The sequence below is a fragment of the Methylobacterium sp. BI1 genome (genome assembly GCF_056680125.1).
Genome location: NZ_CM155267.1, coordinates 3382725 through 3402936, shown reverse-complemented (window position 1 = coordinate 3402936; position 20212 = coordinate 3382725). Strand labels below are relative to the sequence as shown.

General features: G+C 71.4%; 22 protein-coding genes. 6 read left to right on the top strand and 16 right to left on the bottom strand.

Features of this window, described 5'->3' with window-relative positions:
* The first annotated feature begins 7 nt into the window (after positions 1 to 7).
* The gene (locus AC1MGR_RS16010; RefSeq protein ID WP_108039004.1) at positions 8 to 577 is read left to right on the top strand and encodes a c-type cytochrome, methanol metabolism-related; all 570 of its coding nucleotides are present in this window, start codon (positions 8 to 10) and stop codon (positions 575 to 577) included.
* On the top strand, positions 577 to 1431 hold the full coding sequence (gene xoxJ / locus AC1MGR_RS16005) for a rare earth element methanol dehydrogenase accessory protein XoxJ (RefSeq protein ID WP_480232231.1): 855 nt from the start codon (positions 577 to 579) through the stop codon (positions 1429 to 1431). The genes AC1MGR_RS16010 and xoxJ overlap by 1 nt, the downstream gene beginning before the upstream one ends.
* A gap of 130 nt (positions 1432 to 1561) precedes the next feature.
* Here the strand turns inward: xoxJ and folK are convergent, their stop codons facing one another.
* From folK to AC1MGR_RS15925, 16 genes are all read right to left on the bottom strand, one after another.
* A complete protein-coding gene (gene folK / locus AC1MGR_RS16000) occupies positions 1562 to 2053 on the bottom strand; it encodes a 2-amino-4-hydroxy-6-hydroxymethyldihydropteridine diphosphokinase (RefSeq protein WP_480232230.1) in 492 nt (163 codons plus the stop codon).
* Entirely contained in the window at positions 2050 to 2424 is a 375-nt protein-coding gene (gene folB, locus AC1MGR_RS15995; protein WP_108038886.1) for a dihydroneopterin aldolase, read from the bottom strand. The genes folK and folB overlap by 4 nt, the downstream gene beginning before the upstream one ends.
* Complete coding sequence (gene folP, locus AC1MGR_RS15990) at positions 2421 to 3194, bottom strand: dihydropteroate synthase (protein WP_480234816.1); 774 nt, start codon at positions 3192 to 3194, stop codon at positions 2421 to 2423. The genes folB and folP overlap by 4 nt, the downstream gene beginning before the upstream one ends.
* A gap of 228 nt (positions 3195 to 3422) precedes the next feature.
* Entirely contained in the window at positions 3423 to 3803 is a 381-nt protein-coding gene (locus AC1MGR_RS15985) for a hypothetical protein (RefSeq protein WP_480232229.1), read from the bottom strand.
* A complete protein-coding gene (locus AC1MGR_RS15980) occupies positions 3784 to 4479 on the bottom strand; it encodes a hypothetical protein (protein WP_480234815.1) in 696 nt (231 codons plus the stop codon). Before AC1MGR_RS15980 ends, AC1MGR_RS15985 begins: the two co-directional genes overlap by 20 nt.
* A gap of 26 nt (positions 4480 to 4505) precedes the next feature.
* Entirely contained in the window at positions 4506 to 5663 is a 1158-nt protein-coding gene (gene pqqE, locus AC1MGR_RS15975; RefSeq protein ID WP_055951555.1) for a pyrroloquinoline quinone biosynthesis protein PqqE, read from the bottom strand.
* Positions 5660 to 6742, bottom strand: coding sequence for a pyrroloquinoline-quinone synthase PqqC (pqqC, locus tag AC1MGR_RS15970; protein WP_108038882.1), 1083 nt, complete (start codon positions 6740 to 6742; stop codon positions 5660 to 5662). Before pqqC ends, pqqE begins: the two co-directional genes overlap by 4 nt.
* Before the next feature lie 143 nt (positions 6743 to 6885).
* Positions 6886 to 7788 (bottom strand): pyrroloquinoline quinone biosynthesis protein PqqB, encoded by a 903-nt coding sequence (gene pqqB / locus AC1MGR_RS15965; RefSeq protein WP_108038880.1) that lies wholly within the window; start codon positions 7786 to 7788, stop codon positions 6886 to 6888.
* Between the two features lie 43 nt (positions 7789 to 7831).
* On the bottom strand, positions 7832 to 7921 hold the full coding sequence (gene pqqA, locus AC1MGR_RS15960; protein ID WP_055889187.1) for a pyrroloquinoline quinone precursor peptide PqqA: 90 nt from the start codon (positions 7919 to 7921) through the stop codon (positions 7832 to 7834).
* Positions 7922 to 8120: 199 nt separating this feature from the next.
* Entirely contained in the window at positions 8121 to 8825 is a 705-nt protein-coding gene (locus AC1MGR_RS15955) for a response regulator transcription factor (protein WP_055951546.1), read from the bottom strand.
* Positions 8822 to 10441 (bottom strand): sensor histidine kinase, encoded by a 1620-nt coding sequence (locus AC1MGR_RS15950; protein WP_480232228.1) that lies wholly within the window; start codon positions 10439 to 10441, stop codon positions 8822 to 8824. Before AC1MGR_RS15950 ends, AC1MGR_RS15955 begins: the two co-directional genes overlap by 4 nt.
* A 318-nt stretch (positions 10442 to 10759) precedes the next feature.
* Positions 10760 to 10966 carry a hypothetical protein gene (locus tag AC1MGR_RS15945; protein WP_056469054.1) on the bottom strand — a complete coding sequence of 69 codons (207 nt, stop codon included), beginning with the start codon at positions 10964 to 10966 and terminating at the stop codon, positions 10760 to 10762.
* A 143-nt stretch (positions 10967 to 11109) separates the two neighbouring features.
* A complete protein-coding gene (locus AC1MGR_RS15940; protein ID WP_108038877.1) occupies positions 11110 to 11907 on the bottom strand; it encodes a formylmethanofuran dehydrogenase subunit C in 798 nt (265 codons plus the stop codon).
* Positions 11904 to 12860, bottom strand: a complete 957-nt coding sequence (gene fhcD / locus AC1MGR_RS15935) for a formylmethanofuran--tetrahydromethanopterin N-formyltransferase (protein ID WP_480232227.1) — start codon at positions 12858 to 12860, stop codon at positions 11904 to 11906. The genes AC1MGR_RS15940 and fhcD overlap by 4 nt, the downstream gene beginning before the upstream one ends.
* Before the next feature lie 84 nt (positions 12861 to 12944).
* A complete protein-coding gene (locus AC1MGR_RS15930; RefSeq protein ID WP_480232226.1) occupies positions 12945 to 14588 on the bottom strand; it encodes a formylmethanofuran dehydrogenase subunit A in 1644 nt (547 codons plus the stop codon).
* A complete protein-coding gene (locus AC1MGR_RS15925; RefSeq protein ID WP_480232225.1) occupies positions 14582 to 15661 on the bottom strand; it encodes a formyltransferase in 1080 nt (359 codons plus the stop codon). The genes AC1MGR_RS15930 and AC1MGR_RS15925 overlap by 7 nt, the downstream gene beginning before the upstream one ends.
* 301 nt (positions 15662 to 15962) lie before the next feature.
* Between AC1MGR_RS15925 and AC1MGR_RS15920 the strand changes: the two genes are divergently transcribed.
* From AC1MGR_RS15920 to mch, 4 genes are all read left to right on the top strand, one after another.
* Positions 15963 to 16949 (top strand): beta-ribofuranosylaminobenzene 5'-phosphate synthase family protein, encoded by a 987-nt coding sequence (locus tag AC1MGR_RS15920; protein WP_181259727.1) that lies wholly within the window; start codon positions 15963 to 15965, stop codon positions 16947 to 16949.
* Between the two features lie 110 nt (positions 16950 to 17059).
* Complete coding sequence (locus AC1MGR_RS15915; protein WP_108038870.1) at positions 17060 to 17953, top strand: NAD(P)-dependent methylenetetrahydromethanopterin dehydrogenase; 894 nt, start codon at positions 17060 to 17062, stop codon at positions 17951 to 17953.
* Positions 17954 to 18066: 113 nt separating this feature from the next.
* Positions 18067 to 19128 (top strand): ATP-grasp domain-containing protein, encoded by a 1062-nt coding sequence (locus AC1MGR_RS15910; protein WP_480232224.1) that lies wholly within the window; start codon positions 18067 to 18069, stop codon positions 19126 to 19128.
* Positions 19125 to 20111 (top strand): methenyltetrahydromethanopterin cyclohydrolase, encoded by a 987-nt coding sequence (gene mch / locus AC1MGR_RS15905; RefSeq protein ID WP_108038866.1) that lies wholly within the window; start codon positions 19125 to 19127, stop codon positions 20109 to 20111. Before AC1MGR_RS15910 ends, mch begins: the two co-directional genes overlap by 4 nt.
* Positions 20112 to 20212 lie beyond the last annotated feature (101 nt).

The following is a 20212-nucleotide window of genomic DNA, read 5'->3' as shown; positions in this document are numbered from 1 at the left end:
TCCCCTCATGGCGGCGTTCGCCCTCGCCACTATCTCGACCTTTGCCGTCCATGCCGAGGACGCCAAGAAGGCTGATCCGGCGCTCGCCAACCAGCTGGACCCCAACGCTCCGGATAAGGACGCCAAGCTGATCGACAAGTTCGCGGCCGTGAAGGTCGAGGATGGAAAGTATCAGGACGCCGAGGGCCACCCGACCTTCCACATCACCAACGATGGCAAGAAGTTCGACTGGTACGCCTATTCGGGCTACCGCCGCTATCACGCCGAGTGCCACGTCTGTCACGGCCCCGATGCCATGGGTTCGACCTACGCGCCGGCCCTGAAGGACTCGCTGAAGACGATCGGCTACGAGGAGTTCATCGGCATTCTCGCCGGCGGCAAGCGCGACACGCAGGCGGGCCAGGAGAAGGTCATGCCGGCCTTTGGCGACAACAAGAACGTCATGTGCTACGCGGACGACCTGTACGTGTACCTGAAGGCGCGTGCATCCGGCGCCATGCCACGCATCCGCCCGAGCGACAAGGAAGAGAAGCCCGAGGCCGCCAAGACGGCTGAGAAGGAGTGCCTGGGCGGCTGATGACGCATCCAGGCTCCCGGACGGGCCTCGCGCTCGCGCTCCTGCTGCTCGCGGCAGGAGCGCGACCCGCGCAGGCACAATCGCTGCCGGACCTCGTCACGACGGACACCCTGCGTGTCTGTGGCGACCCCGGCAACATGCCGTTCTCCGAGCGCAAGGAGGACGGGTTCGAGAACAAGATCGCGGCGATCATCGCCGACGAGCTCAAGGTCAAGATCCGGTACTACTGGCTGACGCAAGGGCCCGGCTTCGTCCGCAACACCCTCGGGACGGGCCTGTGCGACATCATCATCGGCTCGGCTGCCGGGGGTGAGCTCGTGCAGCACTCGAACCCCTATTATCGCTCCGCCTACACGCTGGTCACCCGCACGGGCGAGTTCGACGGGGTCACCCGCCTCGACGATCCCAAGCTCAAGGGCAAGTCCATCGGCGTCATCGGCGGCACGCCCCCGGTGAACCGGATGGGCGAGGTCGGCCTCGTCAGCGCGATGAAGGCCTACGCGCCCTATCAGCTCGATCCGGCCCGCAAGCACCAGACCGTCTCGGCCGAAGTTATCGCGGACCTGGCGGAAAAGCGCATCGACGCCGCCATCCTCTGGGGACCGGCCGCAGGCTGGCTGGCCAAGCAGAGCGGAGTGCCGATGACGGTGGTGCCGCTCCTGCAGGAGCCCGACCGGCCGCCGCTCACCTTCCGGATCGCCCTCGGGGTCCGGCTGGAGGAGAACGACTGGAAGCGCACCCTCAACACGATCCTGCGCAAGCGCCGCGCCGATATCGAGAAGGTGCTGCGGGACTACGACGTCCCGCTGCTGGAGGAAGAGGGCAACAAGCTCCTCGACGCTCCGAGCCCGTGATCCGGCCGAGCTGTTGATCTAGCGAGGATCCGGATTTTGCCCCTCGAAGGACGGGCGACCATATCCCTGGACGACCGCGATGGCGGCGGCGGATCGGCTCCGCCGCCGCCATCCGTCGTTCCGGCTCCGATCAGACCCGCTCGATGCCGTTGGCATCGAGCTTGGCCAGGGCCTCGGTGACCGTCTCCGGGCCGATGCGCAGGGTGGGGGCGATCTCGGCCAGGGGCACTAGCACGAAGGCGCGCTCGCGCACGAAGCGGTGCGGCAGCACGAGGCGTGCGTCCGAGATCGCCGCGCCCTGGTAGGACAGCACGTCGATGTCGATCACCCGTGGGCCCCAGCGGCGCTCGCGCACCCGGCCCATGGCGGTCTCGATGGCGAGGCCCGCCTCCAGGAGTTCGTGCGGGGTCAGGCGGGTCTCGATCCCGATCGCGGCATTGAGGAACCAGTCCTGGTCGGTGTCGCCCCAGGGTGGGGTGCGGTAGTCCGAGGAGCGCGCAGTGACGCGGATGCCCGGTGTGGCGGCCAGACGCGCCACCGCATCGGCCAGGGTCGCCGCCTTGTCGCCGATGTTGCTGCCGAGGCCGAGATAGGCGGCATGCCAGCCCGGTGCGGTACTCATCGGGCTGGCTCCCGGCGGCGCACGATCTCAATGGCGACGCCGTCGATCACGGCCGGGACCGGTGCGCTCGGCTTGTCCACCCGTACCCGAATCTCGGTGATGGACGGGTGCCGATCGAGGATCTCACCCGCGATCGCTTCGGCCAGGGCCTCGATGAGGGCGAAGCGTCGCTGCGTCGCGATCCGGGTCACGATCTCGGTGAGGTCGGCGTAGCTCACGGTCCGGGCGACGTCGTCGGAGCGCCCGGCCGCCCCGAGGTCGAGGCGGACATCGAGGGAGACGTAGAAGCGCTGCCCGAGGCGGGCCTCCTCAGGGAGGAGGCCATGGAAGGCGAAGACCGCGATCCGGTCGACGAGGATGCGGTCGCTCATGCGGAGCGTCCCATCACGGCGTCGACCACCCGCAGGGCGTCCACGTGCGGCCGGACGTCGTGAACGCGCACGATCTGCGCCCCGAGAGTCGCCGCGAGGACGTGGCTGCCGATCGAGCCGAAGAGCCGGTCGACCGGCTTCGTCTCGGAATCGTGCAGGCGTCCGAGGAGGGACTTTCGCGATACGCCGACGAGGACGGGAAAGCCGAGGGCCACGATCTCGGGCAGGCGCCGCAGGGCCTCGAGGTGCTGCGCCCAGCTCTTGCCGAAGCCGATGCCGGGATCGAGCACGATGTCGCCGTCACGCAGGCCGGCGGCCCGCGCGATGGCCAGCGAACGCTCGAAGAAGCGCAGCATGTCGGCGACGATGTCGAGGTCCGGGTCGATGGTCTCGCGGTTGTGCATGATCATCACGGGCGCGCCGTGATCGGCAGCGACACGGGCGATGTCGGGTTCGCGTTGCAGGCCCCAGACGTCGTTGACGATGCGGGCGCCGGCCTGCAGCGCCACCCGGGCCGTGGAAGCCTTGTAGGTGTCCACCGAGATCGGGACGGGCAGGCGGGGCGCGAGGTCGCGGATCACGGGCAGGATCCGGGCCTGCTCGTCCTCGGCCGAGACGGGCTCGTGGCCGGGCCGGGTGGATTCGCCGCCGATATCCACCAGGGCCGCCCCCTCGGCCACCAGGGCCTCGGCCTGGGTGCGGGCGGCCGCGACGTCGGCGAAACGGCCGCCGTCGGAGAAGGAATCGGGCGTGACGTTGAGGATGCCCATCACGAGCACGCGCCGACCGAGATCGGGCAGGAGCGTCGTCAGCGGAGCCGGCAGGTCTGGGGGCACGGGATGCTCGGGTTAAGGCGGGCGCGTCGGGGGCGCGTCCTCGGCCGGGATACCGCTGTCTTTGAACGCAGTGCCGGGTCGGAGCAACACCCATGCCGGGGCCGGGACCGAACGAAGCCCGGTCCTGCGTCGCCGCTTCGCGGCGACGTCCGGTTGACCCGGTCAGGTCCCGCCGCGGTAGCAGCGGATCTCCGCCTCGGCCTGGGCCCGGCGGAGGTCTGCCACCTGGTCGTCGAAGACCTTGGTCGACTTGAACGCGGTGGTGCGCTGGCCGATGCCCTGCCGCAGGGACAGCACGGTGCTGGCCTGGACATACTTGTCGTAGGGCAGCAGCGAGGCGAGGGCGTCCAGGGAGCAGGAGCAGCGCGACAGGGATTCACGCGACTGGCCGTTCGCCGCCATGCAGCCGAAGATGTAATCGGCCCGGGCCTCGGTGGGGTAGTCGTTCTCGGGCTCGGCCGCGGCCGCGGCACCCGCCAGGAGGGCCGCGGCGCAGGCACCGACGGCGAGGCGCGGGAGCCGCTTAACCAGCGTTCGGATCATAGGTCAGGTTCTCCTGCAAGAGTTCGCCGCCCTCGGCGTTCTTGGAGCTCGCCTCGATCGAGACCAGCTCGCCGGGCACGGCCTCGGACGTGACGAAGGTGTATTTCAGGTTCTCGAAACCGCGCATCCGCTCCTTCATCTTGTCGTCGCTGAAGGGCTGGGTCTCGATGCGCCAGGCGTCGACCTTCCGGCCCTTGTAGTCGATCTGCGTCGGCGTCACGGTGGCGTTGTCGCGCAGGCCCTTGCGGATGGCGTTCTTGATGTAGCGCGGGTTGGCCATCAGGACGCGGGCGAGGTCCATGAGGTGATGCTCGAGGAAGAGCGTCATCACCGGGTTGCCGGGCATGTCCTCGAAGGGGCCGGCCGGGAAGCGGTTGGCGCCGGAGAACATCTCCACCCGAATGTTGCGGTTGTCCGCGGCGTTGCCGGGTTCGACGCCGAGCTTGATCGTATCGGTCAGGGGCGGCCCGAACGGCCCCTTCGAGATGCCGCTGCGGCGCAGGTACTCGTAGGTGAGCTTCGAGCCGGGGGGTACGTTCTTCATCTGCGGCTGCTCGAAGAGCAGGTCCGCGGCATTGGGCGGATTCGCGGTGTTCGCCTTGGTGACGGCGGGCATCTCGGGCGCCGGAGGCGCGGCGGGCGCGGTCTGGGCGAGCGCAGGCGCGCCCGCGAGCATCACGAACGCGGCAAGTGTGACGGGCTTCAAAGCGGCGCTTCCTCATTCAGCGGCGTACGCACATTGGGCTGCACGTTACTGCCGATGGTCCGGTAGACGTAGTCGGGCGGCGTCTCGGCCGCCTCCTCGGTGGCGAGATCGCGCACCTTGGCGTGGAGCGGCGAGAGGGAACAGGCCGGGTCGGTGGCCGCCGCATCCCCCGCGAGCGCCAGGGCCTGGCAGCGGCAGCCGCCCCAATCCTTCTCCCGCCGGTCGCAGGAGCGGCAGGGCTCCTTCATCCAGTCCGTGCCGCGATAGGCCGTGAAGGCCGGGGAATTCGCCCAGATGTCGCCGAGCGAGTGGTCGGACACGTACCAGAATTCGAGGTTCGGAATCGTCTCGGCCGCGTGGCAGGGCAGCACCTTGCCCTGCGGGGTCACGTTCATGAGCTTGCGGCCCCAGCCGCCGGCGCAGGCCTTGGGGTACTTCGCGTAGTAGTCCGGCACCACGAGATCGATGACGAGCTGGCCCTTCAGGCGCTCGCGGGCGGCCTCGACGATGCGGATCGAGCGGTCGACCTCGGCCTTGTTCGGCATCAGGGCGGCGCGGTTCACGTAGGCCCAGCCGTAATACTGGGTGTGGGCCACCTCCAGGCGCTTGGCCCCGAGCTTCACCGCGAGGTCGATGAAGCCCTCGACCTCGTGGATGTTGCCCCGGTGGATCACCGAATTCAGCGTCAGGGGCAGGCCGAGCTGGGTCACCCGCTCGGCGAAGGCGAATTTCTGCGGCTGGGCGTTCTTGAGGCCGCCGATCTTCTCGGCATTGGCCGCATCGACGCCCTGCACCGAGAGCTGCACGTGGTCGAGACCGGCGTCGTAGAGGGCGTCGAGCTTCTGCAGGGCGCCCCCGACACCGGAGGTGATGAGGTTGGAATACAAGCCCAGTTTCGCGCAGGTCGCGGTGATCTCGACGATGTCGTTGCGCGCCGTCGGTTCGCCGCCGGACAGGTGGACGTGCAGCACGCCGAGACCCGCCGCCTCCGTCAGCACCCGCTGCCACGTGGCGGTGTCGAGCTCGCCCGAGCGCCGGTCGAGTTCGAGCGGGTTCGAGCAATAGGGACAGCGCAGGGGGCAGCGATGGGTGAGCTCCGCGAGGAGCCCGACCGGAGCCGGCAGGGTGGGGGCGTTCGGCGTGATCGCGTTCATCGCTCTAAGACCCGTTTGGTGGCCAGATCGTTCAGCATCACGAGGATGTCGGCCTCGATCACGGCGGCATCGGCCGTGAACTTTTCGGCCAGCAGCCCGGCGATGTCGCGCACGGACCGTTGGCCGTCGACCAGTTCGAGCACCGCCACCGCGTTGGCGTCGAGGTCGAAGGTGCGCTCGGGCGCCAGGAGGACGTGCTGGTTGCGCACGGCGTCGTGGCGCAGGCGCACGCCGCGGGGCAGGCGCGGCACGTCCTGCGCCGTGAGGGTGCCGGTGCCGGCCGCCTGGGCCACCGCCGGCTCGGGCACCAGCCCGGTGCCGGGCGTCCAGGCGTCGGGCGGGATCAGCCCGGGGGCGACGTAGGCGAAGTACAGGGCGTCGAGCTGGGTCCAGAGCACGTTGCACTTGAAGGTCAGCGCATCCATCGCCTGGCGCTGCAGGGCCGGCGTGGTGGCGTGCTCCTTGACGTAGGCGATGGCGAAGTCCGCGTCGCGCGGGGCCTGGGTCAGGCGCTTGTCGAAGTAGGCCAGCGTGTCCTTGGTGATGAAGTCGTAGTTCTTCAGCATCCCGGCCACCCGCTCCGAGATGATGGTCGGCGAGAACATCTCGGTCAGCGAGGAGGCGATCGCCTCGAGCAGCGAGCGCTCCTTCACGAAATGCACGTAGGCATCCACCGAGAACCGGGTCGCCGACAGGATGCCCTGCGTCGATTCCACGTAGTCGCGGGCAAAGCCCACGCCCTCGGCGAGCTTGAGCCAGCGCTCGATGCCACCGTCGCCGGGCGCGTCGCCGTCGTGGTCGACGATGCGCTGGCGCCAGACCCGGCGCAGGGAGGCGTCGGTCATCCGGGCGAGGACGGCGGCGTCCTTCACCGGGATCATGGCCTGGTAATAGTAGCGGTTCAGCGCCCAGGCCCGGACCTGGTCCTTGTCGAGCTTGCCGTCGTGCAGCAGCCGGTGGAACGGGTGCAGGTTGTGGTAGCGGCGCGCGCCGATGTCGCGCAGGGCCGCCTCCAGCTCCTCGGGCGAGAGCAGGCGCTGGGCCTCATCGGTCTTCGGCGTGGGGAAGGGCGCGGTCATGGCGTGGCTCGCGGATCAGCGTGGAGCGGTTTTAGGAACTTTTCTTATCAATCGCGCCGCGCCCCGTGAAGGCCGCGGGCGCACCGACGCAATTCAATCGGACACAATGTATGTCGTCGGCACTAAACTGCCAGATAGACGCGTCACGAAAGGGTCAGCGTCAAACCGTCATGGGCCACGGTCCAGCCCGCGGCCTCGACCTGACGGCGTTCGTCCGAGCCCTCCACCAGCACCGGGTTGGTGTTGTTGATGTGGACGAAGACCCGATGGCCGATCGCGACGTCGGACAGGGCCGCGATGGAGCCGCCGTCGCCGGTCATCGGCACGTGGCCCATGCGCCAGCCGGTCTTGGTGCCGACGCCGGCCCGGATCATGTCGTCGTCGAGGAGCACGGTGCCGTCGAACAGCAGGGCGTCGACCCCGCCGATGCGGGCCTTGAGGTCCTCGGTGACGCGGGCGCAGCCCGGGATGTAGGCGAGCCGCCGCCCGCCCGCCTCGATCATCGCCCCGACCGTTGTCTCGGTCTCGGCGCCGATCTCCAGGGTCTCGTCCTCGAGCCAGAGGGGCACCTTGCCGGGCACCGCGAACAGGGTGACGTGCAGGCCCGGCACCGGCTCGAAGCGCCGGTCGAGGGCGATCGGCTCGCGGGCGACGACGCCCGCGGCCATCACGTCGAACACCCGGTTGGCGTTGACCGAGTCGAGGATGCCGGCGGTGCCGTAGAGGGTGAAGGGCTGGCCCTCGCGCAGGGTCAGCAGGCCGGCGACGTGGTCGACGTCGCCGTTGGTCAGCAACACGGCATGGATCGGCGAGTGCCGCAGCCCCGTGCGCGGGTGCATCGCCGGATTGTCGAACAGCTGCTGGCGGATATCGGGGGAGGCGTTCACCAGGAGCCAGCGCTCTCCATCGGGGGAGACGGCGATGCTCGACTGGGTCCGCGGCCTGACGCGGGTCTCGTCCTCGCGGGCGAGGGAGCAGATCGGGCAGCGGCAATTCCACTGGGGAAGGCCGCCGCCCGCGGCCGAACCGAGGATCAGGACATGCATGGTGGAACCGACGCTGCCTTGGGACCCTCGGGTTCGACGAAACTTAGTTGAAGGTGTCGATCTCAGCCGACTCGTAGCTGGTGACTTCCATGCCGACGCAGATCTCGGAAACGATGGGGGCAGCCCAGGTCATGGTGTTTCTCCTGAAAGTTTCTTCTGAACGTCAGCAGCATCCCGATCGCCTCTAAGAAGATCGTAAGACACTGACGGCGCAGTGATTTCTGTCGCCGCGCTGGTATCGACAATTTGGCCCGGCAGTTCAAGCGCTAAATTGCCGGTTCCTCCCATCCACCCCCGCGAATCCGCGGCGGGCGTTAACGCGGCGTGCCGGATCAGTGCCGGAAATCCTGTCCCTTGAGATCCAGCATGAAGCCACGGCCCCGCACCGTGACGATGACGGGGCCGCCGAGGCGGACGAAGTCGGACAGCTTGGTCCGCAGGTAACCCACGTAGACATCGACGACATTCAGCGAGAGGCCGCCCTGGCCGGCCCAGAGCTTGTCGAAGATGTCGCCCCGCGAGACCGGGTGGTTGGCGTTGTCCATCAGCAGGGCGAGGAGCTCGGCCTCGCGCGGGGTGAGGCGCGCCGTCGCATCCGCGAAGCCCACCTGACGGACGGTCAGGTCGAGCATCAGCTTGCCGGCCGTGACCAGGGTGCGGGGCTCCTCCGAGGCCTTGCGGCGCAGCAGGTGAGTCTGGAGGCGGGCCAGGAGCTCGTCGAAGACGAAGGGCTTCACGATGTAGTCATCGGCGCCGAGGGCCAGCCCCTCGGCGCGGTCGCGGACCTCGTCCCGGGCGGAGAGGAAGAGAATCGGTCCCGGATACCCGCCTTCGCGCAGGGAGCGGCAGACATCGTGGCCGGAGCCGTCCGGCAGGGTGATGTCGAGCACCACCGCCTCGGGCGCCTCCGCGCGGGCGGCCGCGAGGGCGTCGTCGACCCGCCCGGCCACGCCGACGGAGAAGCCCTCCGCCTCCAGGCCGCGGGCCAGCATGGCGCGGATGTCGCTGTCATCCTCGACGATCAGTACGCGCGTCATGCCACGGTCTCCTGGGCGCCCGTCGGGTGAGGCGAGGGGGAATGCTCGGCGTCGCTGGGGGACAGCGCGGGCAGGTCGAGGGCGACCTGCGCACCGCGCCCGCCCGGCCCCGCCCCGAGGCGGATCGTGCCATCATGACGCTCCACGACCCAGCGCGCCAGGGCCAGGCCGATGCCGAAGCCGGCCTCTCCCGTGGGGCTGTCGCGGCGGAAGCGCTCGAACAGGCCGTCGCCGAGGTCCGGAAAGCCCGGCCCGTCGTCGGTGATCGTCACGACCACGTGCGCACCCTCCGCCGCCAGGGCGACCACCACCCGGGTGAGCCCGGTGGCGTGGCGCAGGGCGTTGTCGATCAGGCTCTCGACCACCTGGCGCAGCCATTCCCGGTCGGCGAGCAGGATCGGGTCGGACGCGGCGGGGTCGAGGCTCAGGTCCACGCGCCGGCGGGCGGCCTCGGAGGCCATGCCGTCGACCGCGTCGGCGAGGATCTCCCCCGCGCCCACTGGCCGGCGGTCGAGCTCGATCTGGCCCGATTCGGAGCGGGCGACGCGCAGCAGATCCTCGACCCGGCGCTTCAGGCCCAGGGCGCGCTTGCGGATGGTGGCGAAGACGGGAGTGACGTCGCGCTGGCGCGCGGCCGCGCGGGCGGCGATGTCGCACTCGCCGAGGATGACCGTCAGCGGCGTGCGCAGCTCGTGGCTGACATCGGCGAAGAAGCGCCGGCGCGAGCGGTCCACGGCCTCGAGCCGGGCATTGACGGCGCGCAGGTCGAGGGTGCGGGCCGCCACGGTGTCCTCCAGGGCCGCGCGGTCGGCGGCGAGGCGGCCCTCGCGCCGGGCGAGGCGGGCGGCCATGCGGTTGAAGTTCGCCACCAGCAGGCCGAGCTCGTCGCGGGTGGCCACCGAGAGGCGGGTGTCGAGCTCGCCCCGGCCCACGGCGCTGGCGGCGCGGCGCACCGCCTCGATCCGGGCCAGCACGGGGCGGGTCACCGCCCGGTAGAGCAGCAGCACGATGGCGAGCGCCCCCGCCACGGCGGCCAGCGAGGCGACCCGCAGGGTGCTGGAGAGCGCGCGGGCGGCGTCCGAACCGGCGATCATCGAGCGCCGCTCCACCTCGATCAGGAAGGAGAGGGGTTGCCCGGTCATGGCGCCGAAGCCGTTCAGGGCGCCCCGGATCGCCGCCTTGCGCGACTCGTCCTCGGACTGGCGCAACACCTGCGTCACCTGCCGGTCGAGGACCGCGCGGGCCGCGCGCAGCTGCGCCAGGGGCCGGGTGCGGGCGGCGTACTGGGTGCGGTCGAGGGGATCGTCGCTCGACGCGATCGAGCGCCCCAGGGCCTCGTCCACCGCCACCAGGGCCCGGTCGACGTTGGTGCGCGCCACTGCCAGGCCTTCCGGCTGGGCGTCCGGGTTGCTCACCGCCTCCAGGGCGGCGAGGCCGTACTGGGTCATGCGCCCCGACAATTCGACGAGGAGTTCCAGGCGCCCCTGCGCCGCGAGGGTCCGGTCGATGGTGCGCTCGGCCGCGCTGATCGAGGCGAGCACCCCGAGGGCGGCCAGGACGACGAGGAGCGCGGTGGCGCCGAGGAGCAGCGCGAACCGGACCTTCAGCGAGCGCATGGGTCTGCCGCCTCGACGGGCGCCGGCGGCGCGAAACCGCGGCGCGGCGTGTTCAGGCCGCCCGACGTGCGCCTTCGCATCCGGTTTGACGTGGCCAGCATGGTCTTGCCAGTTCTTCCCGATCCCGTCACCAGACAGACTTGCTCGTGACCGGACAGACTTGCGGATCAATTGCCCGCGGATCGTTTGCCCGGCATGCTTGCCTGATCCTCCCGTCTACTCGAGCGATCTTGTCGTCACCGGAGTTCGGGCAGGATCTCTAGGCTCCAAGCCGTCCCACTTGCAAGCACAGCCGCGGTCCGCGCGCTCCATCGGCCCTCACAGGTCGCGCGGCTGACTGCCCCGGACGGCGCAGCGCCACTTGGTGACGTGCCATTCCGGGTGCTCCTCCTGCCACTTGGCGATCGCACTCTGGGAATTGCGCAGGCAGATGAAGGGGCTGCGCGCCTCGTAGGAGAGATCGATCTTGTCCTCGCGGCACTGCGAGGGCTGCGACAGGAGGCAGATCGAGAGCAGGATGAGCATGGAGGGACGCCGGGTTCGCGCGGAAACGGCGCGGGGCATCCGGCACTATGGTGCCGCCCCGCGGACGAGGAAGGTCGTCCGATCGGGAGAATTGTGCAAGCCCGGCGGGCGGATCGTCCGGACCCGGGCGGGCGGGGCAGCCGTCAGGCCGCCGCCACCCACAATTCGCCCTTGCCCAGGGTCGCGAGGTCGCCCGAGTAGCGCGTGAGCGCCCCGGCGGCGAGGTCGGCGTGGTCCGGGCTCAGGGGCCGGAGCGAGCGGGCCAGGAGGCGCAGGAACACGAGATCGTGCGTGCCCGTCTCGACGAAGCTCGGGGTCAGCGCCCCGACGCCGCCGGCCAGGATGGTGCCCCGGCGCATGCCGAAGCCCGGATGGTCGCCGAGGCTCCGGGCCGCGAGGGTGCCGGCGATCATCCGCGCGCCCGCATAGGCGCCGGCCCGGCCCACCAGGATCAGGCCGCGGCGCATGCGGTCGCCGCAATAGTCCCCGGCGGCGCCGTGGATCACCAGGGTGGCGCCGTCGAGGCCCGCCTTGGCGGCGTAGACCGCGCCGCCCGCATGGTCGCCGGCATCGCCCTCGATGGTGATCGTGCCGCCGGTGGCGCCCGAGCCCGCGAAGGGTCCGGCCGAGCCGGTGACGGTGACGGAGCCCGACTGCATGCCCGCGCCGAGGCGCTGGCCGACATCGCCGACCACCCGGATGCGACCGCCGCTCAGGGAGGCGCCCACCCGGTCGAGGCGCGACGAGCCGCCCTCGATGACGAGGTCGTCCGAGCCGTCGAGGGCGAGAGTGAAGCAGTCGCCGAGGGTCAGGCCGCGCCGGCTGGTGCCGACCGGGAGCCTCGCCGCCTCGGCCTCGCTGAGGCCGCTCAGGGAGAGCGGGGTGACGTGCAGGAGGTCGAGCCGCTCCGGCGGCTCCTGGCGCAGGGTGAGGGTGCTCATGCTGCTCCGGCCTCGCTGCCCGGCTCCTTCGAGAGCAGGTTCTTCAGGTGATAGTGGTGGCGCCCGAGATTGCCGCCGTAATTGCCGGCGGTGACCGCCACGAGGCCGTGGGCCGCCCCGGCCTCGGTGGCCGCGTGCAGGGCGGCGCGCATCGATTCCGCGACCGCGTCGGAGGTGAGCGCGTCGATGACGATCTCCAGCACGACGCCGACCTCGGCCGAGAGCTCGGTGCCGGCCCGGCCCTTCAGGGTCGGGCAATAGGCGTCGTTGGTCGACGCCATCATGCCCTTGGTGCGGGCGCCGACCTTCGAGCCGGAGCGGACGATGCCGCCCGGGAAGGGCAGGATCGCGCCCGGCACCGCGCGGGCGGCCTCGACCGCGATCTCGGCGACCTTCAGGGTGTCGGCGTGCTTGCGCCCGAGGAACAGCAGGTTGCCGCCGCCCACGGCACCGTCCACCGCGCGGACGAAGTCCTCGCACAGGAACTCGCCGTCCATGACGGGGATGCGCCAGTAGCGCCGGGCCTTGCCGGTCACCGGGTCGGTCAGGCGCTTGGCCACGGCGAAGCCGTCGCCGAAGTAGCGGATCGCGCCGCCGAGCTTGATCTTCGTCGGCCCGTCGACGCCCGCGTAGCAGGCGGTGCCCGGGCAGGTGAGGATGCATTGGCCGACCCGCTTCAGGAGCTGGTCCTTGAGGCCGTTCGGCTCGAAGCCGAACAGCAGCACGCGCACGCCGGGGCGCCCGTCCGGGGTCTCCTCGGGGGAGAGATCGCAGTCGATCCCGGCCTCGGCGCCGCAGCCGATCACCGAGGTGGCGAAGCCGGTCATGACGGTGGCGGCGATCATCGCCCACTTGGCGGTGTCGTTGGTGATGACGATCGCCGTCCCGGCGACGTCGAACGCCTCCGCGAAGGTGTCGATCACCGGAATGCCGTTGAGGGTGAGGTCCGTCATCTCAGTCACCCATCCCTGCGCGACGCCCGTTCACAGCCGGCCGTTTTCTTAAGTCCGACACGTCTCTCAGGTCCGACACGTCTCTCAGGTCCGACATGCGACCTCCGCGAACACGTCCGGCTTCGGGAAGGCCTCGTCGGGCACCGCGAAGCTCTTGAGGCCGGTGCCGAAGCGGTCCTGCAGGTAGGTCTCCGAGCGGGCCGCCATCGCCTTGTCGGACTCGACGGCGAGCTCCAGGGTGCGGCCCGAGCGCCAGGCCACGACCTCGCCGTCCTCCACGATGGTCTCGCCGTCCTTGAGCACCAGCCTGGCGCGGGCGAACATGGCGGTGCGGTTCGGGTCGTCGCGATAGACCGCGACGTCGGCCCGGGCGCCCTCGCGCAGGTGACCGCGATCGGCGAGGCCGAGAAGCTTGGCGGGGCCGGAGCGGGTGAGCTGGGCGATCTCCGAGAAGCTGTACTCGCGCTCGATGGCGCAGAGGCCGGAGCGCTCGGCGATGACCTTGTGCAGGCCGGCGATCTCGCGGTCGCGCTCCTCCTTGTCCATCAGGAAGTGGATGATCCGCGGGTAGTCGGTGAAGGGACCGCCGTTCGGGTGGTCGGTGGTCAGGATGGTGCGCTCCGGCTCCTTGGACAGGAGCATCAGCTCGAGGCCGATCGCCCATTGCAGGGAGCTCACCGGCCCGCGCGGCTTGTAGAGGAACGGCACCACGCCGCCGCCCTCCGCGTCGCCCGCGGTGAGGATCCACTTCTTCGGGTTGGCGCCCTTGCGGCCCGCGAACTGGCGCAGGATGTCGAGGGAGATCGTCACGGTCTGTCCGAAGGCGACCTGGCCGACGTCGTAGGTCGCGTTCGGGTGCGCCTCCATCGCCTCGGTGATGCGCTCGGCCGCCGAGCGGAAGCCGCCGGTGAGGGGGTTCTCGGGATCGGCGACGCCGTAGCCGTAGAACTGCGCGTGGGCGAAGTGGATGCGCCGCCCTTCCGCCGCCTCCAGGGTGTCCACGAAGGACTCGTCGGCGCCCGGGATGCCGAGGTTGTTGCAGTGGACGTGCAGCGGGTGCGGCACGCCGATCTCCTCGACCGCGTCGAGGAGCGCGCCCATGATCTTGCGGGTGGAGAGGCCGTAGACCGGGATCTCGTCGTCGAGGCTGAGCTTCAGCATCCCGTCCTTGAAGGCCGAGGCGCCGCCCGCGTTGATGCACTTGACGCCGAGGCCCCGGGAGGTCGCCACCGAGAGGGCGACGAGGTCGCGCACCGCCGCCTTGCCCTCGCGCGCCCGCAGGAGCTGGAGCAGGTGGTCGTCGTTGCCCATCACCGTCAGGGCGCCGCGGTCGAGGAGCGGGATGTCGGCGAGCTCGAGCTGGGTGGCCAGCGCGTTGGACGGCGGCATCGCCGGCTCGACCGCCAGGGTGTAGCCCATCCGGGCGTAGTTCGCGCCGATCCAGGCGGCCGAGCCGCCCGCATGCGCGAAGGGATGGCCCTCGGGCGCGGCCTCGCTGGCGTAGAGCTCGGGCAGGAGCAGCCGGCTCATCACCACGTTGCCGCCGGCGATATGCGAATGCACCTCGACGCCGCCGGCCATCACCACGCAGCCGGTGGCGTCGATGGTCCGGTCGGGCGCGCGGTCGGAGGCGGCCACCACGCGGCCGTTCTCGATCCAGACCTCGCCGACCGCGTCGCGGCCGGCCGTCGGGTCAACGACCCGGCCTCCGTGAATCCGGATCAGCATGCGGCGCCCTTCTTCTGCATGAGGCGTTCGTGGATAGCGGTGAGGATGCCGGCCGCGCTCAGCTCGGCCGTCTGGCCGGTGGCCGGCGCGTAGGTGATCGCGGCCCGGCGCTCGTCCCAGAGGCTGCCGCCGGCGGTCTCGCCGGGGACGCCCACGGCGAAGACCACGTCGGCGACGTCGCCGCCGGCCTCGGGGCTGCCGACACCCACGATGGCGACGCTCGGCAGGGTGCCGAGCCAGTCGGGCCGGGGGGCGGGAAGAGAGGCGAGCCAGAGCGCGGCGTCGGCCTCGCCGGCGGCGATCTGGCGGGCGCTGTCGAAGCGCCAGGGATCGTGCTCGGGCAGGTGCCGGCCGAAGCCGACGCGGGGCGCTTGGCCGGTGGTCCAGGCGGCGAGCTGCAAGAGGGCACGGCCCTGGAACGAGTCGGAGAGGGACAGGCCGAAGAAGCGCGTGACCTCGTTGAGGTCCTTGATCATGCCCTGGAGCATCTCGACGCCGAGCTCGCCGATCTCGGCCGGGTCGTAGAGAACCACGCCGTACTGGGCGATGCCGAGCCGCCGAGCGAGATCGGCATAGGCCGCCTCGCCGCCGAGGTTGCCCTTCAGGAAGGCGCGCAGGTGGGCGATCGAGACCGCGAGGCCGCCGGTCTCGGCCGGATAGGCCACGTGCCGGGTGGCGCCGTTGCGCGGGCCGCCCAGGGACAGGATCACCCGCTCGGCGCCGGCGGCGCGGCCCCGTGTCGCCTGCGAGCCGGCGATGTCCTGGACGATCGGGCGATCCCAGGGCGCGTTGCCGACGATGAGGACCGCGTCGGCCCGGCCGACGGCCTCGGCGGGCGTCGTCGTCATGGCGCCGGTGCGGCTCAGGGCGCCGAGCTCGGCATAGAGGCTCGGGCCGGCCACGGGGTCGACGGAGGCGCCGAGGGCGTCGGCGAGGTGATAGGCCGCGCGCACCGCACTCAACTCGGCGCAGAGGCCCGCCAGGACAGCATTCTGCGCTGAAGCGAGGAGCGTGGCAGCGGCCTCCACCGCCGCGTCCGCATCCGTCGCACCACCCTTCACCCAGGCCGCCATGCGTTGCACCTTGGAAAATCGAGGGCCCGGCGCGCACCGTATTCGGCGTCGCGCGCGGCGGGACTGAGCCAGTCCATGTCGTTGGGGCGGCACGTTTGCATCGCCGCCGCGCCCCAGGCAACCCCCCTGACCCGCGGGAGGCGAATCGGGACTTGGCCCCCGCCGCGGGAGATTTGCCCGATGCGGGAGTTTTGCCCGACGCGCTTGCGACGGGTCGGCGCTCCGTGGGAGAAGCCGGCGGCGCGGGGTCAGCGGCCCGCCGGGGACACGCGGCGGCTTGGAACGGAGAGGACGGGGCGCGATGGAGGGGATCGACGTGATGCGGATCCCGAGCGGGCCGGGGGAATCCGGCGCCGGCCTTCGCGTGCACGCCCCGGCTCGCCTGCATTTCGGCTTCCTCGACCTGCACGGCGGCCTCGGGCGGCGCTTCGGCAGCATCGGCCTCGCCCTCGACGCCCCGGCCGTGACCCTGACCGCCCGGCCGGCCGCGCGCCTCGACGTGACCGGGCCGGAGGCGCGCCGGGCCGCCGCCTACGCGCTGGCGGCCGCGGGTCATCTCGGGATTCCCGGCCACGCCGCCCTGACCATCGAATCGGCGATCCCCGCCCATGCGGGCTTCGGATCCGGCACGCAGCTGGCGCTGAGCGTGGCGGCCGCGCTGGCGGGCCTCGCCGGGCGGCCCTTCGCGCCGGAGGACTTCGCCAACGCCCTCGACCGGGGCAACCGCTCGGGCGTCGGCCTCGCGGCCTTCACCCAAGGGGGGCTCATCGTCGATGGCGGCCGCGATCCCGACGGCAACCCGCCGCCGGTGATCGCCCGGCTCGCCTATCCGGAGGCCTGGCGCGTGGTGCTGATCCTCGACACCGGCATGACCGGCGTCCACGGCACCCGCGAGGTCGCGGCCTTCCGCGACCTGCCGCGCTTTCCGGAGGCCCAGGCGGCCGAGATCTGCCGCATCGTGCTGATGCAGGTGCTGCCCGCCGTGGTCACGGCCGAGCCGGACGGGTTCGGCGCCGGCATCACCCGGATCCAGCAGCTCATCGGCGACCACTTCGCCCCGCACCAGGGCGGGCGCTTCGCCAGCCCCGCCGTGGCCGAGGCGCTCGCCGCCATCGCCGACCTCGGGATCGTCGGCTACGGCCAGAGCTCCTGGGGGCCCACCGGCTTCGCCCTGGTGCCCTCGGAGGCCGAGGCCCGCGCCCTCGTGGGCATGCTGGAGCGGCCGGGACCCCTGACGTTCCTGATCGCCCGGGGCCGCAACACCGGCGCGTCGGTCACCGCGCTTTAAGACGAATCCCTGTAGAGCCGGGCTTCGGCCCACCCGAACCCGGCGGGCTTTGACAATTCGACGCCTCCGCGCACGATCGGGCCGCGTCACAGCACGAAGGGAGTCCGACGATGGCCCGCTCGATCCTGCACATGATCACGCCCCTGAAGCACATGAGCCCGTTCGACGTGAACATGGCCGTGGATGCGGGCTTCGAGACCGTCGCCACCTACACCAACGCGACGCTCGCCGACGTGACGACACTGGTCCAGGACTCGATCTTCTCGCGCGCGCCCCAGGACGGCGTGCGCACCGGGATCTTCATCGGCGGCAAGAACGCCGAGGACGCCCTCGACATGGTGGACCGGGCCCGGAAGGCCCTGGTGCCACCCTTCGCCAACCACATCTTCGCCGATCCGGCCGGCTCCTTCACCACCGGCGCCGCCATGGTGGCCGAGGTGACCCGCGCCCTGAAGACCAAGTTCGACACCGGCCTCGAGGGCAAGCGCATCGTCATCTTCGGCGGAGCCGGTGTCGTCGCCTACGTCGCCGCGGTGATCGGCGCGCTCCACGGCGCCAAGGCCGTCCTCGTCGGCCATGACGGCGAGGAGCGCGTCAGCAAGATCGCCAACACCATGCGCTGGCGCTTCGACGTCGAGGTCGAGGCGGTGGACGGCTCCACCGTGGCCGCCCGGCGCGCCGCCATCGTCAACGCCGACGTCATCCTCTCGGCCGGCCCGGCCGGTATCCCGATCCTCACCGCCGAGGATCTCGAATCCGCCCCGAAGCTCCTCGTAGCCTCGGACGTCAACGCCGTGCCGCCCGCCGGCATCGCCGGAATCGACGTCAACGCCATCGACGTGCCCCTGCCCACGGGCCGGGGCGTCGGCATCGGCGCGCTCGCGGTCGGCAACGTGAAGTACCAGACCGAATCCCGCCTGTTCCGCCGGATGCTGGAGGCCGACGCGCCGCTCTGCCTCGACTTCCGCGACGCCTACACCCTGGCGGTCGAGGTGGCGGGCTGACGGCCGGCCCGTCGGAGCCGGCACCGGCGCTGGCCGGTCGAACACTTCTCATCGCCGCCCAGTCCGGCCGCGCCCTGGCCCAGGCGGCGCGGCGGGCCGGACTGGCACCCCTCGTGCTCGATCTGTTCGGCGATGCCGACACCCGGGCCCTGGCCGCGGGCTATCGGCAGGCGGACGGTGGATTCGGGACGGGCCGCCTCGGGAGCGATGCCGTCCTCGAGGCCCTCGACGCCCTCGCGGCCGAGGCGTCCACACCGCCCCTGGGCCTCGTCCTCGGCAGCGGTTTCGAGGCCGCCCCCGACCTGATGCGGGCCCTCGCGCCGCGCCACCGCCTCCTCGGCGCCGGCCCGGATTGCGTGGCCGCCCTCAAGGACCCCTTCGCCTTCGCGGCGCTCTGCCGGGCGCACGGCGTGCCGCACCCGGCCGTCACGCGCGACCCCGTGCCCGATCGGGCCGCCTGGCTCCTCAAGCGGGCAGGGGGGTCGGGCGGCACGCATATCCGCGCCGCGCCGGGCGGCCCCGCGCCGGCGGGGGCCTATTTCCAGGCCCGGGTGCCGGGGCGGGCCGTCTCCCTGGCGATCCTGGCAGACGGGGCCGCGATCCGGGTGGTGGGCGTCACCGAGCAGTGGAGCGCCCCGTCCCCCCTCCAGCCCTTCCGCTACGCCGGCGCCCTGGAGCGGGCGCGGCACGAGCCGCCCCTGCTCCCGCCCGAGCGCGTGACCGCGATCGCAGCGGGGATCGGGCGCCTCGCCCAGGCGAGCGGGCTCACGGGGCTCGCCAGCGCCGATTGCCTCGTGGACGGGCCGGATTGGTGGCTCACGGAGATCAACCCGCGCCCGGGCGCCACCCTCGACGTGCTCGACCGGCGCCCGACGCCCCTCCTCGCCCAGCACATCGCGGCGAGCCTCGGCCATCTCCCCGAGCCGGAACCCGCACCAATGGATGCGGCAGCGTCCGAAATCTGCTACGCGGCCAGCGGCTACGCGCCGATGCCGCCGATCTCCTGGCCGGATTTCGTGCGCGACCGCCCAAGACCCGGCACCATGGTGGCGCGCCACGCACCGCTGTGCACCCTGTTCGCCACAGGGCCGGACTCGGCCGCCACGAGAGCGATGTTGCGAGGCCGGGCCGCCGAATTGCGGACCTTGCTCGCCCTGACGGAGGGACACCCATGACCACCAGCCCGAGCGGCGCGAAATTCCCGTTTCCGAGCGTCAACGCCCTGACCGCCCCCCTGGTGGAGCGGCTGGTCGCCGATGCCGAGGCCCTGCGCCTCTCCGTGACCACCGAGAACGGCGCCCGCATGGTCGATGCCGGCGCCAGCGTGCGCGGCTCCATCGAGGCCGGGCGCCGCATCGCCGAGATCTGCCTCGGCGGCCTCGGCACCGTCTCGATCGCGCCGTCGGGCCCGATCGCGTCCTGGCCCTACTCGGTGATCGTGCACGCCGCCGATCCGGTCATCGCCTGCCTCGGCAGCCAGTATGCCGGCTGGTCGCTGGCCGACGAGACCGGGGATTCCGGCTTCTTCGCCCTCGGCTCCGGCCCCGGCCGCGCCGTCGCGGTGGTGGAGGACCTCTACGGCGAGCTCGGCTACAAGGACAGCGCGACCCAGACCGCCCTGGTGTTGGAGGCGGCCGGCGGCCCACCGGCCTCCGTCATCGCCAAGGTGTCCGAGGCCACCGGCCTGGCCCCCGAGCAGCTGACCTTCATCTACGCCCCGACCCAGAGCCTGGCCGGCTCGACCCAGGTCGTCGCCCGCGTCCTCGAGGTCGCCCTGCACAAGGCCCACACCGTCGGCTTCGACCTGCACAAGATCGTCGACGGCATCGGCTCGGCCCCGCTCTCGCCGCAGCACCCGGACTTCATCCAGGCCATGGGCCGCACCAACGACGCCATCATCTACGGCGGCCGGGTGCAGCTCTTCGTGGAGGCCGACGACGCCGATGCGCAGCAGCTCGCCGAGCAGGTGCCGTCGTCGAACTCGGCCGACCACGGCGCGCCCTTCGCCGACATCTTCGCCCGGGTGAACGGCGATTTCTACAAGATCGACGGCGCCCTCTTCAGCCCCGCCGAGGTCATCGTCACCTCCGTGACCACCGGCAAGAGCTTCCGCGGCGGCAAGCTGATGCCGGAGCTGGTCGAGGCGTCGTTCCGGTAGAACGGTTCGCATGACCCCTCCCCCCACAGACCTCGGGCTTGCCGGTGGTCTGCCTTCGAGTGCTCAAGTCGGGCAGGCCCGACTTGAGGTGCGGGGAGGGT